Here is a 13,931-nt window from a genome sequence, read left to right on the forward strand (position 1 = left end):
TCATAGCGGGTCATCCGCCAACCGGATGATCGCCTTTCCGATGTTCGCGCCGGTGAGCATGCCCGCCAGCGCTTCGGGAACGGCCTCGATTCCTTGGCTAGCGGTCTCCCGATAAGTCAATCGGCCGGTCTCCAGCCACGATTCCACCTGAGCGCCGAATTCCTCCCGAAGGTCCTCGTGGTCGAACGCGATGAATCCCTGCAGGCGGAGCCGCTTGGCCACGATTTTGAAAGCATTTACCGGCACCGCGTCGTGTTCGGCCGAATTGTAGGTCGAGATGGTTCCGCACATCGCCACCCGCCCGGATTCATTGAGCACCTCGACGGCCGCGGCCAGGTGATCGGAGCCCACGTTGTCGAAGAAGACGTCGAATCCATCGGGGAACGCGCTCCGCAGCTGATCCAGAACGGGACCGTCCTTGTAGTTGAACGCCGCGTCATATCCCAGCTCGTCGACGAGGTACCTCACCTTTTCGGCACTCCCTGCGCTCCCGACGACCCGCGTGGCGCCGGCCAGCGAGGCGAACTGTCCCACCATGCTGCCCACGGCACCGGCCGCGCCGGACACGAAGACCGAGTCCCCGGGCTGGAAGCCCGCGCTGCGGAAAAGCCCAGCGAAGGCCGCGAAACCGGGCCCCCCGAGGACGCCGAGGTGGTAGGAGCTCGGATACCGCCCCTTGTCGACCACGCGACCCGCCGCGGCGTCGACGACCGCGTGCTCTCGCCACCCGGCTTGATGCACGAGCCAAGATCCCAGGGGGACCTCGTCGCTCCGCGTCTCGATGACCTCACCGACGGCGCCACCGGTCAGGGCCTCGCCGAGCTGGAAAGGAGGGACATAGGACGGCACGTCATCCATTCGCGACCGCATGTAAGGGTCGACCGAGAGGACGAGGTTCCGCACCAGGCACTGGCCTGGCCGCAGGGCCGGGAGCTCACGCTCGACCAGCCGGTACGTCTCGGGTGCAGGGAGTCCGGCCGGTCGTCGCGCGAAATGCCACTCACGTGTCGTCAGGGACATCGTCAGTCCTTTGTGGAGTCAGAGTGGGAACGAGTGGCCACCGTCGACCGGCAAGCCGGGACGACTTAATGACACGCATGTCAGTATAGCGACGGCGCGACAGGCCGGTCAACGCCGCCATCGTCCGCGCGCGGGACTGTCGCCGGCATCGATCGCCGGAACCAGCGCCACTAACGCGGTGTCGCGTCGTTCCCAGGTGTTGCCGCAGTGTCGTATCCGAGCGTGAGCGACCAGCTCGTGGCGATCTCCTCGGCCATCTCGTCCAGCGTCCAGCTGCGGTTTTCCTGATGGAAGGCGCGAGTGCTGTCGGAGAGCATGGCCGCGAGGATCTGCGCGAGAACCTCAGGATCGAGACCAGGCGGCAACGCCGGGGTTCCGGCGGAAGCCATGCCGTGCCTGATGCTCGTCACGAGCCGGCGGAACCATTCGTCGCTCAGCTTCTTGAAGCTCGGTTCCAGGCTGCTGCGCTGGTCGAGGAGCAGCCAAAGATCTCGGTCTTCGCCGTATGCCTCGATGAACCTGCGGACGGCCACTCGCACATCTGCCCCGGGCTCGTCCCATAACCACAAGGTTCTCGACTCGAGTGACCACCGGGCCATCGCGTCCTCGAGCAGGGCTTGCAACACCGCTTCTTTATTGGCGAAGTGCAGGTAGAACGAACCATGCGCGCGGCCGGCGCGTTTCACGATGTCGGCGACGCCGGCGTGGGGATAGCCCTTCTCCGCGAACACCTCACGGGCCGCGGACAGCAGCCGTCGCCGCGTCTCGGCGTTGCGCTCTTTCTGCGTGGCCACGGGACGAGCGTAGTGCGGTTCCCGCGCCGGTCCGCACTCACTGCGACATGGGTCCTGACGCTTCAGAAGCGCCCGCAGCGGCCAAGAGCACCGGTCTTGACACCTGCGTGACGCCTCGGCATAGTCGTCCACAGTTAATGACAGACATGTCAGTAAGTGCCGCCGGAGGGATTGCCATGGCCATCAGCCGAGAGGACACGCTTCTCACGCCGGAGCTGATCGAGAAGTACACGGCTGCGGGCTACTGGTCGGACGAAACCCTCGCCGATGTGTTCCGGCGCAACGCCTTGGACTCTCCCGGCAAGGTCGCGTACGTCGATGACCACTCGCAGGTCACGTGGGGCGAGTTGTGGCAGATCAGTGGCGAGGTGGCATCGGGTCTGGCCCGTCGCGGCGTCCGGCGCGGGGATGTCGTCGCGGTGCAGCTGCCGAACCGTCTCGAGTTCGTGTTCGTACTGGCCGCCGTGGCGCGCCTGGGCGCGGTGTTCTGCCAGTTCCCGCCGGACTACCGGGCCCGGGAGATCGAGTTCATCCTGGAATTCTCCGGAGCGCACACCATCGTGGTGCCCCACACGTTCCGGGGCTTCGACCACACCGAGATGATCGACAGCATCCGGGGCAGGCTGCCACGCCTGGCCAACACGATCGCCGTCGCCACGCCCGGTTCCGAGGTCGCGCTCGACCGGGACGCCTGGGTCACGCTCGGCCGGCTCCGTCGCGACCTGAACCCCGGAGATCCCGCCCCGGACCGGCCCGGCGACGCCAACGACGTCATGCGGATCGCGTTCACCTCGGGAACGACGGGCGAGCCCAAGGCCGTGATGCACACCGCCAACACCACGCTCACGATGACTCGACGCGAGAACGAGGCGCGGGGCGTCGACGGCGATGCCACCGTCCTGGTGCTCCTGCCGGTAGGCCTGAACGCTGGGTTCGGCGCCGTCGTTCAGGTGGCCAATGCCGGGGCCCGGGGAGTGCTGATGGAGAAGTTCTCCTCGGCTGCGTTGCTGGACCTGGTGGAACGCCACCAGGTGACGACGTTCCTGGCCGCACCCTCCGCCCTCCTCGCCATCCTCACGGACGACAGCCTCGACGGCCGGGACCTGTCCTGCCTGCGCGTCGTGCAGACCGGCGGGTCGTCGACGCCCGTGAAGGTGCTCAGCGAGGCCAACGAGCGGCTCGGCTGCCCGGTCATCGACCTGTACGGCATGCTGGAGACCGGCGTGACCTCGTGGACCGATCCGGGCGAGCCCTACCAGGAGTGGGTCGGCACGGTCGGCCGGCCGTATCCGTTCATGCGGGTACGCATCCTCGATTCCGATGACCGGGAAGTACCGGTGGGCGTCGAGGGCGAGATCGTGAACACCGGCCCGACCGTCTCGGTCGGCTACTACCGCAACCCGGCCAAAACCAGCGAGAGCTGGACGACGGACGGCTGGTTCCGGTCCGGGGACCGCGGTTTCTTCGACCCGGCAGGCAGGCTGACGATCTCCGGCCGTTCCAAGGACATGATCATCCACGGCGGCGCCAACATCTGGCCCCGCGAGCTCGAAGAAATCCTCGTCGGGCACCCCGACGTCGCCGACGTCGCGGTCGTCGGCATCCACGACGACTACTTCGGTGAGAACGCCTGCGCCTGCGTCGTTCCCCGGGCCGGCGCAGCACCCACCCTGCAGGACCTCATCGCCTTCATGAAGGACGACGTCGCCAAGTACAAGCTTCCCCAGCACCTCGAACTGTTCGAGTCCTTCCCCCTCGGGCCTACCGGCAAAGTCCTCAAGCACGACCTCGCGAACGACGTCGAGGCGCGACGGTCGGCCGCGTCCGAAGGCGCCGCACGATGACCACACCGCGGCCCCGGCTGATCGACTTTCACTCCCACTGGGGGACCGAGCAAGGCTGGAAGGGCAGTCCGTTCGAGACTTCCGAGGCCCGGGAGGCGATGCGCGGCTATTTCAAGTGGGACATGGCCTTCGTCAGCGAGGAGGAGCAAGCGGCCCGGTTCCGCCAGGCCAACACCAGGGTGATGCTCGACCTCGCCTACACGTACAAGATGGATGCCGGTGCGATGCGGGACCAGCATGACTACGCGTTCGACTACGCCCGCAGATACCCCGACGTGGTGCTCGGCAACTGGATCAGCATCGATCCGACCCGGCCGGATCATGTCCAGGAGCTCGAGCGCTGCCTCACCGAGGGGCCGGGCCTGGTCGGGATGGGACTCCACCCGTTCTCCGGGGCGGGCACACCGGACCAGCCGGCCTGGGAAAAGTGCCTGAATCTGTGCATCGAGGCCAACCGTCCCGTGCTGATGCTCGTGGGCATGTCGGCGAACGGCGCCGGAACCCGCGGTGGCTTCGGCCTCGAGCTCGAGACCTGCCACCCCCGCTACGTCGACCGGATCGCCGCCCGCTATCCGGACCTCAACGTGATCGCGGCACGGGTGGCCTGGCCCTGGCAGCCGGAGATGATCGCGATCGCTCTGCACAAGGCCAACGTCTGGATGGAGTTGCACGGCTGGGCTCCGCGCTATTTTCCCGAGGAGCTCAAGCGCGAGATCGGCCGAAGGCTCCGCAAGAAGGTGTTCTTCGCCGCCGACTACCCGATGCTCGGCCATGAGCGGCTGGTGAACGAGTGGCAGGAGCAGGGCTTCTCGCCGGAGGTCCTCGACGACGTCTTCCACGGTAACGCCGAAACGTTCCTGACCTCGATCGGAGCAGGCTGATGGACCTTGGGCTGGCAGGTAAGGTAGCCATCGTCGGCGGCGGAACCGACGGACTGGGCTTCGCAATCGCCGACCGATTGCTGAGCGAAGGTGCCTTCGTGACGATTTTCGGGCGCCGCGCGGAGAAGGCCGCCGCGGCCGTTGAAGAGCTTTCTCGCAGACACGGAGAGGGCAAGGTCCTCGGGCTGGCCGCCGACTGCTCGAAGGCGGACGACATCGACCAGGTCACGGCTTCGACGGTCGATCGGTTCGGGCAAGCCGTGCACGTCCTCGTCACCAACGACGGCGGGCCGCCCGTTCTCCCGATCGCGGAGCTGACCGACGACGTCTGGGCGACGGCTTTCGAGCGGCACTTCTACTACGTGGTGAGGTCCGTGCGAGCCACGCTGCCGTACATGACGAGCGAAGGCGGCAGCATCCTCAACATCGTCTCCGCGGTCGCCCAACGACCGGCCCTCGGCATGGCAGCCCCGGTGGCCGTGTGGTCGGCGGTGATCGGATACGCCCAGACGCTGGCCCTCGAGGTCGGAAGGCATGACATCAGCGTCAATACCTTGACCGCTGGGCTCTTCGACACACAACTCGTCGACAAGATGATCGACCGGCAACCGGAACTCTCGAAGGATCGGCTTGGTGCCAGGGTGCCGCTGGGGCGCATCGGAAATCCTCGCGAGCTGGCGAACGTCGCTGCGACGCTCGTGTCACCGAACTCGAGATTCATCACGGGGTCGGTGACGCCGGTGGACGGCGGGTCCCTCGTCGGAGCAGGCTTCGGGTCGCCGAGCACCTCGGGCTGAGTTCGAGACCGAGGCTCGGGGCGCCAGGAAATTTCTCCCCGGGGCTCCCCGGAAACCTCGCGGCTTATACCGCTCTTGCCGTCCTGTTCGCCGCGCGGCACGCCTGTCTGACACCAATGCGGTATCCATCGGACCTCAGGTGTGCTTACTGGAACCCGCCCCACCCAACGCAACCACGTCGGGCGTCCGGGGGCGAAGCCCACCGGGCGGGGTCTGGGGGTTGCACCCCCAGATAAAACAACGGGGCGATCCGGTTGGCGCTTTCCGCCAACACAACTCGCCCCGAGCGACGTGGACCTTGCGGGTGCTTACTCGAATCCCGCTCCACCCAACGCGACCACGGTTGGGGGTCCGGGGGCGAAGCCCTCCGGGCGGGGTCTGGGGGTTGCACCCCCAGAAAACACTACGAGCGAGGAATGTCCGCGTTTTCTGCGGACATTCCTCGCTCATGAGCGAGTGGAGCTAAGGGGACTCGAACCCCTGACCCCCTCACTGCCAGTGAGGTGCGCGCGGGCTTCTGACCTGGGCTTATGGAGAACCTGCTGGTCGGCTGGTGCAGTTGATTGCCGTTGGCTGTGATTCGACGGCGTTGGGCGTCGTTGTGATCGACGCTGTGCTCCAGATTTGCTCCAGGAGCACATGGTGGGCGCCATCGTCGGACCGGATCCAGGCTGAAGCCGGCGCCGGTGCGCGATCGGGCCGTGGACCCCGAACCCGCCGGTTAAGAGTTCGCTGCCCTCTCTGTCGGATGGTGTCGAGTGATGTCGAACAAGACCTCCGGCGGTGCCTGGCGCACCCTGCAGGGCCTCATCGACTTCGCCGTCATCCAGTCCTATCTGGACACTGCCACCAAATGGGGCCACGATAAACTCGACGCCCTCCGAGAGCTCTTCACGACTGCTCCCCTGGCCGCCGTCGGCGGAGTGCACGCCGCCACCAGGCCCGGTGCTGAGACCGGTCTTTGCGCGGTCCTGCTGGATCTTGGCCGCGTGGGAGACCGGTTCGCGCGCCCGGTTCCCGGCGGACGCGGACGCGGTGATGAATCAGCTCGGCTTCGCTCCGAGGGCCTCCGGCGCTGCGTGCCCGAGGCCGCGCTCGCCGATCTGGTCGGCCTGGTGCGCCTTGTGCATATCAGCGATACCTTGCGGGAGTAGCGCGGTGTTCTGTCTGGCGGGCCGTCACGCGGCTCCGGTCTTCTCGGTGTCGCCTGTCCGGTGATCGTGCCGCACTGGGCCGAGGCCGACCTGTTGGTCGCCTCCACGCTGATCGAGGTAAGAGCCGTTGCACAGCTCGACTGCGCCGCGATGTCTCGGTGGCTGTGGACGTTGCTCGCCCTTATGGGGCTCGACACCCACGATCGGCACGAGATCCGGTCGGTCGGCGTGTACCTGGCGCGCCACGGTGTCACCGCGAGCTGGGGCGCCATCACCTTCGCAGACCTGCTGCTCGGCGGCACGGGCCGGGCCGGTCGCGGTGCCCGTGGCGACTTCCTCCGCCTCGCCGGCGGTGATCGCCGACGAGGGCGCCCCTCCGCTGACCGCGTGGACACCCCGGGAGAAGGAGGCGCACCGCCCGCGGTACTTCGCGGGCAACGCCACGTGACCCGACTTGTCGCACCGACCACACGTTCCAGCCGGCGCAGCGCCCGTTCGTCTGGCGGGCATCTGGACGGAAAAGAGTGTCGACAGGTCGGGGGCCTGCCGACACTCCAACGCGGGACTTGCGTTGCCCGCTGTCCCGGGAATCGATCGCAAGGGCTCGGGCGTTGCGGGCTCCGTCGAGCTGGTGGGTGCGGATGATCCGGGTTGTCTCTGCAGTTGAGGCTACGGGCGACTCGGCTGTTTGGTGGTGCCGCGTAGCGGACCGCCAACCCGGACGACGTAGTCGGTATGAAGCTGATGAAGCAGGCACGAGCAGGTCTAGGACGGCACTGGCGCCGACGCGGGGGCACGTGGTGGTGGGCGATTATGGTGATCGTGGTCCCGGTCGCAGTGATCGCCGCGGTCGCTATGACGGTGCTGCTGACATTCGTCAGCAGCGGCGACCCGAAGGACCGGATCGAGCTGATCAAGACCGGACTCACGGTCGGAGCAGGCGCCGGTGGCGTTGTTGCGCTGGTCCTCAGTGGCCGTCGGCAGTGGTCGACGGAGCATGACGCCACGGAGCGGCGTCTCACCGACCTGTACGTCAAGGCCGTCGAACAGCTCGGTTCTGATCGAGCAATGATTCGCCATGGCGGTATCTATGCGTTGGAGCGCGTGGCCCAAGACAATCCCAGTCAACGGCAGACAGCAATCGACGTGTTGTGCGCGTACCTTCGTGCGCCGTTCTCTCCGCCGGCATTCGACGGGACGCGCCGCCTGGGGCGCACGCGGCCCGCGCACACCAAGAGGAAGGCCGGCGGGCCGACGGCGTCCGTCGCACAGCCCAGTTCGGCGACCTTGGTCCAGCAACACGAGGAAATGGAAGTGCGGCTGACCGCGCAGCGTGTCCTCGCGCGCCACCTGCGGCCTGGCCCCGATTTGGAACGGCCGGCTGACACCTACTGGCCAGGCATCAATCTTGACCTTACCCATGCAACGCTGGTCGACTTCGACTTAAGCAAATGCAGCGTCGGTCAGGCGCTGTTCTGGACCGCCACCTTCCACTTCGAGACTGACTTTGCTGATGCGACGTTCGCCGGAGTGGCGGACTTCTTCCGGGCTCGATTCACCGGTAGAGCCCGGTTCGACCGGGCCGTGTTTCACAACGGCGCGGGGTTCAACCTGACAGAGTTCTCGAACGAGCCCAGCTTCAAACACACGGTCGGGACACTTGCTGGATATGGGCCTCCGAGCGAAAAGAACCATCGCAAGTAAGAGGGCAACGGTCCAGGTGAGATCGGGCCAGCAACGGTCTTGGCCGGCGTCGACAGGTCGGCCATGGCCGTTTGCCGCCCAGAACAGCGCCCGTGCGGACCACCGCCCCCATCAGACGCGGAGCAACCGCGCAAGGGCCAAGTCCGACAACGGGATGGACACAGGAGCTGCCAGGCTTTGCGGCGGAGTCGGGCCTCCTCGACTGTCAACCGCTCCGCCGTGGCTGCTGGTGCATATGGGTGTTGATCCGTCCCAGCGGCCGTCTCGTCGGAGTTGGTGTCTCGGAAAGCCTCGGCGGGGCATGTTCACGGCGCCGCGCTCTTGGGGAGGTTCGTGGTCGGTCTGTATGGCGCCCACGGAATGAGCGGCAGGACGTGGTCGCTGCTAACTCCGGTCAACGGTGTTGAAGGAAGCAAGATGTTGGTGAACCGAGGCGAATGGCCTCGATGTCGTCTCAGGTGCGCCGTCGGACCACACTGGTGGCGGTGGAAGGCTCTGCTCAAAGCACCTTTGGGGATCCACCTGTTTGAGGGACGCTGCTGGGGCACTTCGCGTCACCCCATTTTGCCGCCGTCGGTACGGTGCTCCAGCCCCACCACGCTCTGAACGTGGTGCGCGACGGTCTCAGGCATGCGCGACGCTTCTGCACCTACTCCTCAAACCAACCCTCCTCTGAGGCGGCAGTGAACATCGGCCCCTCCTGAACGGACGATGCAAGCATCTTTCAGCCAAGGTAACCGCTCGCGGCGGGAATCGATCCGGTTCGCTAAAGATTCTGCGAGCGTGATCGATTGGGATCTCGAAGCCGGCTCCCTGGAAGTGTGGGATAGCTGAGGAAGGGCAGTCTTGTAGCGCTTTGACGGAATGCTCACTCGGCGTACGAAGGAGACGTGCCATGAGAGCGCAACCCGCGGTCCAGCCAGCCTGTCCCCGCGATGCCATCGCTGTGAGACTTTCGGTCTGTAGGGGCTGCAACGGATCGTATGCGACGGTGTTAGTCACGTAGTGGCTGAGAAGAAGGAGCACATCGGGACTATAGCGGCCCACGTCACGGAACGAAGTCAAGTCCAGGGGGCGACAGATTTGAGCCATGCCGAGGTTGCTTGATGAGACCAGAAGCGCCCGTAGGCGCTCGGGCGGCACGTCAGTGACGGCGGTCTGGAGCAGGTCGGGGCAGAGCTGGACCACAGCCGGTGCGGCTGCGGCAACCAGAGCGAGGCTCCACGTGCAGCGCGAGAGCGGGTCCGGGTGGTGATAAAATTGTTCAAGCCACCAAGCGCCTTCATTGGAATTCGCCCGAATTGCGGTCAGCAATCGGCCGTAGTCTGTAGCCGGCCCTAGGGAACTCGAGCCTGGAGTGATGTCAGCACTGGTCTTCAGGGCGTCGGGATTGCTTGCTGCGCCAATTACCGTGATCTCCGCGGCTAGCCAGCACGGTCCATAAATCGCTGCGAGAGAGCGTGCGGAGTTAGCCCACGGAGCAGTTGTGTTCTGCTGCCCCTTCCCGAAGAGCATCGCAATAGCCGTTTCGCTGAACCTCTCGTCACGTGCGACCAGGTTCTCCAGATCAGTCAGAACGCTTGATCGACGCGGCGACGACAGATCTGTTCCGCGAGCAATCTCTCCTCGATGAAGATTCATTATATTCTGAGCGGACGCGACAAAACCGCGGGGATCAAACACTCGCAACAGCTGGCGTGGGAAGCCTGCAAATTCCTTGGGAACAATCGTGCAATGCCCGTTTAGCACTTGATTGGTCAAAATTATCTCGGAGGGAGAGTTTTCGTGAATCGGAGCGCTCGTCGCCAGCAGGTAGCTTGCGGCGGCAGGGGCAGTCAAGGTCAGACGCGAGAGAATGTCTTCATGCCAGACTGTCTGAGGAATATCAGGGCTGACTGTTGTGAGGTGTAGCCACGCAGCCTCGGCATAGCCTCCCGCAGCCGAACGCATCTGCTCTTGCCACCAAGGTATGAATGAACTCTCGATCTCGTTCATTCGTCGCATAAGAGAGGCGCGTACGACGTTCAATTCGACTGCGGGCCGGTCCGAGATCAACGTGCGAAACCGGTCAAGCAGATATGCGCCACCATGATCGCTGCTCAACTGAGGTAGCTGGTTTGAGCCGCGGTGGAAGTTCGTCAAGATGGCCGCGCTAACGTCAGACGTAAGCAGTTCAGCTACCTCATTTTGTGTCCGTGGCCTTCGGCTGAATACTCCGTCAGCCAACAACGTCCACGTGACGAGCCGGAGGTGTGCTGGGCGATGGTCGACCTCGAATTCCTCCTTTAGAACGTCGGCAAGCGTGATCAGTTCGCTGACTGTCGCGAAGCCAGCGTAAAATCGACAATTGTTCATCCAGTAGGGCCGTCGCACGAGCTGACGAAAGATGCGAGTTTTGTCGAAGTCGCGACTCCCGGCGCCGGCGACATCGTATAGATGTTTGGCGGCGAAGTATTCCTGGAGTGGCTGGATATCGAACTGAAAGGTACCTTGCTGCTTACTGGACAGAGCCCAGACTCGATCAGTCACAGCTGTAAAGAGATCGTCAACTAGCGTCACGTCTTTTCCGACATCGTGGAGGTAAAGCAAGATAGATTTCTTTACGGCAGCGACAGTGAGTCGGCCGTGCACTTCGCCAGACTCGCTTTGCTCCTGTAGTAGCCAGCCAAGGTGGGCAGTGACCTCTTCTAGGTCCGATCGATGCCGGTGCACCGCTGCGCTTTTCTCTGCTTCTCTGTCCAGGAACGTCTGCATGTAAGAGGAGTACAGCTCGGTACGGGCGCGCGGAATGGATTCGCCGCGTTTGAGGATGAGAAAAAGTAGGATCGTCAGCTGCATAGGGTTCTCGGCCAGACTAGCGACGTGGGGTTCGACAGAGTGCGTGTCGAAAATCTGGCGTAACGACTCGCGGTCTTTTTCTGCTAGACCTTGAGCTCGGCTCCACAGGTCAAGATACGCGCTGCGCAACCCATGACTCAGCGGTTGAAGGCTGATGGTCTCAAACCAGTCGGACGAGGGCTCGGCGAATTCGCCGGCGTTCGGACGCATGGTGACTACGACCTGTGCTCGTTGATCTCCTGCGCGGGCGCGGGCGCAAAACTCACCGATCTGAGCGACGACCAGTCGCCGCTCGGCAGCCTCGGCGACCTCGTCCAGGCCGTCGAGGACCAACAGCAGCGGGAACCTGGCAAAGATGCGCTGCAGTGTCTTGCCGGTGACCGGTGTCGCGCCACTCTTTGCCTGGGCCAGTCGAACGAGGAACGACTCAAGAGACGGGTCGTCAACGTGCTCAGAGTGCGGGGGGTTGCGCGGCGCGGCGGCTGCGAATGGGTCCCCTCCTGAGAGCCACAATGCGTAGTCTCGGAGGTCTACTCGTAGCGGTAGTCGCGGTGTGGTCGGTGTCTGCACGCCGGGCGGGGTCGGGAAAAGGGACTCGTTGTCGAGGAAGATGGCGCGGTGAATCTGGCAGAGATACTGCCCGAGTGTCGATTTGCCCTGTCCTGGCGCCCCGAGTACTGCAGTATGCAAATAGTCCGCCTTGAGGAGGTACGCCGCGGCGCCGCCCAGTGCTAATGCTCCGCGGTGAGCGGAGTCTTTGTGCCCACTGCCGGGACTGTTAAATCGGGTAGCCTCGACGTCGACGAACAAGTCGCTCAGCGCGGAGGATGCGAGGTCGACTTGCTTGAACTTGACCTTGGAGTCCTCCTCCCACTGTGTCGCAACAATTTGACGAACAAGATCGCGTAAAACGTGGTCCTGTTCTGCCAGCGTGCCGGATCGGTTAAGGTAGCGAATAAGATCCCATCCGGCGAGCATGTCCCCGTAAGACCATTTCAGAGCGTCAGGAGCTGCGTCGATGATCGCGTCGAGGTTGGCGCGCCACCAGCACTCGACGGTGACTCCGAGTGTGGCGGAGTGGCGATTGAGCTCTTCGCGTAGTTTGTCTATTGTTCCCCTGCCAGGGACCGCGGTGCCGGCCACGCTGGTCAACAGGACGTAGGACTCCGCACCTTCGGCGACGAGCCGTTCGATGTTCGCGCGTTCCCCGTTGATTGCCTCGTTCAGCCATCGAACGGGGTTGCGAGGCGGGGACGCGGCCCACTTGACTTGGTAGACAATTAAACCTCGGTCGTCATCGGACCGCATGGCGTCGCGCCCACCGTCGCTGTGTCCTACCGGCATACAGGTGACACCGGGAAACCTGTGTACCAGGAGTGCGTTGCAGAGACGCTGAAAAGTCTTCTCACCCAGGCGCTCGTACAGGTACCGGCCAGAGGCGCCCGACAAGTGGCTGTACTCGATATCTTCAAGTACCCTTGCCCATTCTGGCTGTCCGGCAGCTTCTTCCTCGGACTGCTCTTCGGGGGAGTCTCCTTGAGCGCTCACATGCTTCAGACTAGCGAATCCCCGTTGGCGCCTGGCCCGAGTACGGCCGATGGCCGAGTTGCAGATCGAATCCATGTTCGACTACCCGTCGGAACGGCGCTCGACCAGCACGCCGAACGCCTCGACGTCGCCGAGTCTGGTTCGTCGGTCGAGGTCCTCGTCGAGGTCATCAGCTCCGTAGGTAAACGCTACGTGATGCGGCGGCCGCTGATCGTCAATCAGTACGGCGGTCGCCCGTCCGCCGCCAACCAGGCGAAGTCCACGATGCGCTCATCCTGTAGGTGCCGAGAAATATGTCTGTGCAGGTCAGCGGGTATCGGCGTGTGACTGGTTGCCATCCGGCATGATCGCGGCTCGTGCTGGTCCGCTTCGCTTACCTCGCCGTTGCCCACGCTTTTGCCGCGCGACGGCTACTACGCAAGAGCGACCTTCGGCGAAGATCGCGGTCTGTTTCAATCGCTGCTTACTGAAGTTCGTCGGCTGGTTTCGGTAGGGTGGCGCGGCGCGAGTGCGACACGACCTCTGGGTCGCGATCGGTCGCGTCCGTCTGCCTGGTGCCGGGTGGCCGATCACATGGGGCTCGGGCGGGCCCAAGACGGGGAGGCAGCGGATGAGCGAGACAGCGGCGGAGGGGCTGGCGTCGGAGCGGTTGCGTGAGGCGGCGGCGACGGTGCGGGTGAATGGGCAGCTGGCGATGCAGTCGCCGCTGGACACGGCGCTGCTGCGGGATGTGCCTGTGGGCTCTCTCGCCGACGTTCTGAGCGCTGCGGTGAACCACTTCGTGCTCTATGAGGGCCGCGGCTGGGACGAGGCGAAGATCAACAACCGGGTAGACGGCACCGCGCTGGCCGCGCTGCGGCTTGCCGACACCATCCTGGGCCGTGCGCGTGACTGACTTCCCCTGGCTGCATGTCGTCGCCGTCGTGAAAGGCACCGCTGAGGGAGACTCGACCCGGTACTTCGGCTCCCTGCTCGGATTCAGCGAGTACGTGGCCCGCGCGGCTTCGCTCGGGCTGGTGCGTCAGCGCCCGGCCGCCGAGCTCGGAGAAGACGATGACGAGCTCGTGCTCACCGAGCACGGTGAGGCCTACTACCGGGACTTCGCCCTCGGCGCGCTGCCGCGCGTCCGCGGCTACAACTGGCACACGCTCGCCCCGGAGCTCATCGGGCCTGCTGCGCAACAGCTCGCCGACCGCTGGGCAACAGTACGGGCGGCAACACCCGGGCCAGCCTGACGAGTTCACCGTTCGCTGCCAAGCAGAACGTGGCTGATCTGTCGGCGTGCCGGTGGGGGAGGGTATCTCGTCGGCGCACTGCGGGTGCTCTAGCCGTCCAGGCCCCGAGCAGGGTG

At 64.7% G+C, this 13,931-nt stretch carries 10 protein-coding genes, 1 tRNA gene and 1 pseudogene; 8 read left to right on the forward strand and 4 right to left on the reverse strand.

The features are described from left to right. Both OG371_RS23215 and OG371_RS23220 read right to left on the reverse strand, forming a co-directional pair. On the reverse strand, window positions 1-1,020 hold the full coding sequence (locus OG371_RS23215; protein WP_329072508.1) for an NADP-dependent oxidoreductase: 1,020 nt from the start codon (window positions 1,018-1,020) through the stop codon (window positions 1-3). Between the two features lie 170 nt (window positions 1,021-1,190). Then, the gene (locus OG371_RS23220; RefSeq protein WP_329072510.1) at window positions 1,191-1,814 is read right to left on the reverse strand and encodes a TetR/AcrR family transcriptional regulator; all 624 of its coding nucleotides are present in this window, start codon (window positions 1,812-1,814) and stop codon (window positions 1,191-1,193) included. Between the two features lie 176 nt (window positions 1,815-1,990). Between OG371_RS23220 and OG371_RS23225 the strand changes: the two genes are divergently transcribed. The 3 genes from OG371_RS23225 to OG371_RS23235 are packed head-to-tail and all read left to right on the forward strand — an operon-like array spanning window position 1,991 to window position 5,336. Beyond that, window positions 1,991-3,658: a class I adenylate-forming enzyme family protein gene (locus OG371_RS23225; protein ID WP_329072513.1), complete on the forward strand. Its 1,668-nt coding sequence runs from the start codon at window positions 1,991-1,993 to the stop codon at window positions 3,656-3,658. Continuing rightward, complete coding sequence (locus OG371_RS23230; protein ID WP_329072515.1) at window positions 3,655-4,539, forward strand: amidohydrolase family protein; 885 nt, start codon at window positions 3,655-3,657, stop codon at window positions 4,537-4,539. Before OG371_RS23225 ends, OG371_RS23230 begins: the two co-directional genes overlap by 4 nt. Further along, window positions 4,539-5,336: an SDR family NAD(P)-dependent oxidoreductase gene (locus OG371_RS23235; RefSeq protein ID WP_329072516.1), complete on the forward strand. Its 798-nt coding sequence runs from the start codon at window positions 4,539-4,541 to the stop codon at window positions 5,334-5,336. The genes OG371_RS23230 and OG371_RS23235 overlap by 1 nt, the downstream gene beginning before the upstream one ends. Window positions 5,337-5,793: 457 nt before the next feature. Here OG371_RS23235 and OG371_RS23240 read toward each other — a convergent pair. Continuing rightward, window positions 5,794-5,868 (reverse strand) — tRNA-OTHER (locus tag OG371_RS23240). 229 nt (window positions 5,869-6,097) lie between these two features. Between OG371_RS23240 and OG371_RS47445 the strand changes: the two are divergent. From OG371_RS47445 to OG371_RS23255, 3 genes and pseudogenes are all read left to right on the forward strand, one after another. After that, window positions 6,098-6,278 (forward strand): annotated as a pseudogene (locus tag OG371_RS47445) (IS66-like element ISFsp10 family transposase); the annotation flags it as partial. A gap of 537 nt (window positions 6,279-6,815) precedes the next feature. Further along, window positions 6,816-6,938: a hypothetical protein gene (locus tag OG371_RS23250; protein WP_329072518.1), complete on the forward strand. Its 123-nt coding sequence runs from the start codon at window positions 6,816-6,818 to the stop codon at window positions 6,936-6,938. A 365-nt stretch (window positions 6,939-7,303) separates the two neighbouring features. Continuing rightward, window positions 7,304-8,194, forward strand: coding sequence for a pentapeptide repeat-containing protein (locus OG371_RS23255; RefSeq protein ID WP_329072520.1), 891 nt, complete (start codon window positions 7,304-7,306; stop codon window positions 8,192-8,194). 624 nt (window positions 8,195-8,818) lie between these two features. Here the strand turns inward: OG371_RS23255 and OG371_RS23260 are convergent. Then, a complete protein-coding gene (locus OG371_RS23260) occupies window positions 8,819-12,580 on the reverse strand; it encodes an NACHT domain-containing protein (RefSeq protein WP_329072522.1) in 3,762 nt (1,253 codons plus the stop codon). Between the two features lie 610 nt (window positions 12,581-13,190). Here OG371_RS23260 and OG371_RS23265 point away from each other — a divergent pair. Together OG371_RS23265 and OG371_RS23270 are read left to right on the forward strand one after the other, a co-directional pair. After that, entirely contained in the window at window positions 13,191-13,475 is a 285-nt protein-coding gene (locus OG371_RS23265; protein WP_329072524.1) for a hypothetical protein, read from the forward strand. Beyond that, window positions 13,462-13,815 carry a hypothetical protein gene (locus OG371_RS23270; RefSeq protein WP_329072526.1) on the forward strand — a complete coding sequence of 118 codons (354 nt, stop codon included), beginning with the start codon at window positions 13,462-13,464 and terminating at the stop codon, window positions 13,813-13,815. The genes OG371_RS23265 and OG371_RS23270 overlap by 14 nt, the downstream gene beginning before the upstream one ends. Window positions 13,816-13,931: the final 116 nt, after the last annotated feature.

The organism is Amycolatopsis sp. NBC_01480 (assembly GCF_036227205.1).
Lineage (GTDB): Bacteria > Actinomycetota > Actinomycetes > Mycobacteriales > Pseudonocardiaceae > Amycolatopsis.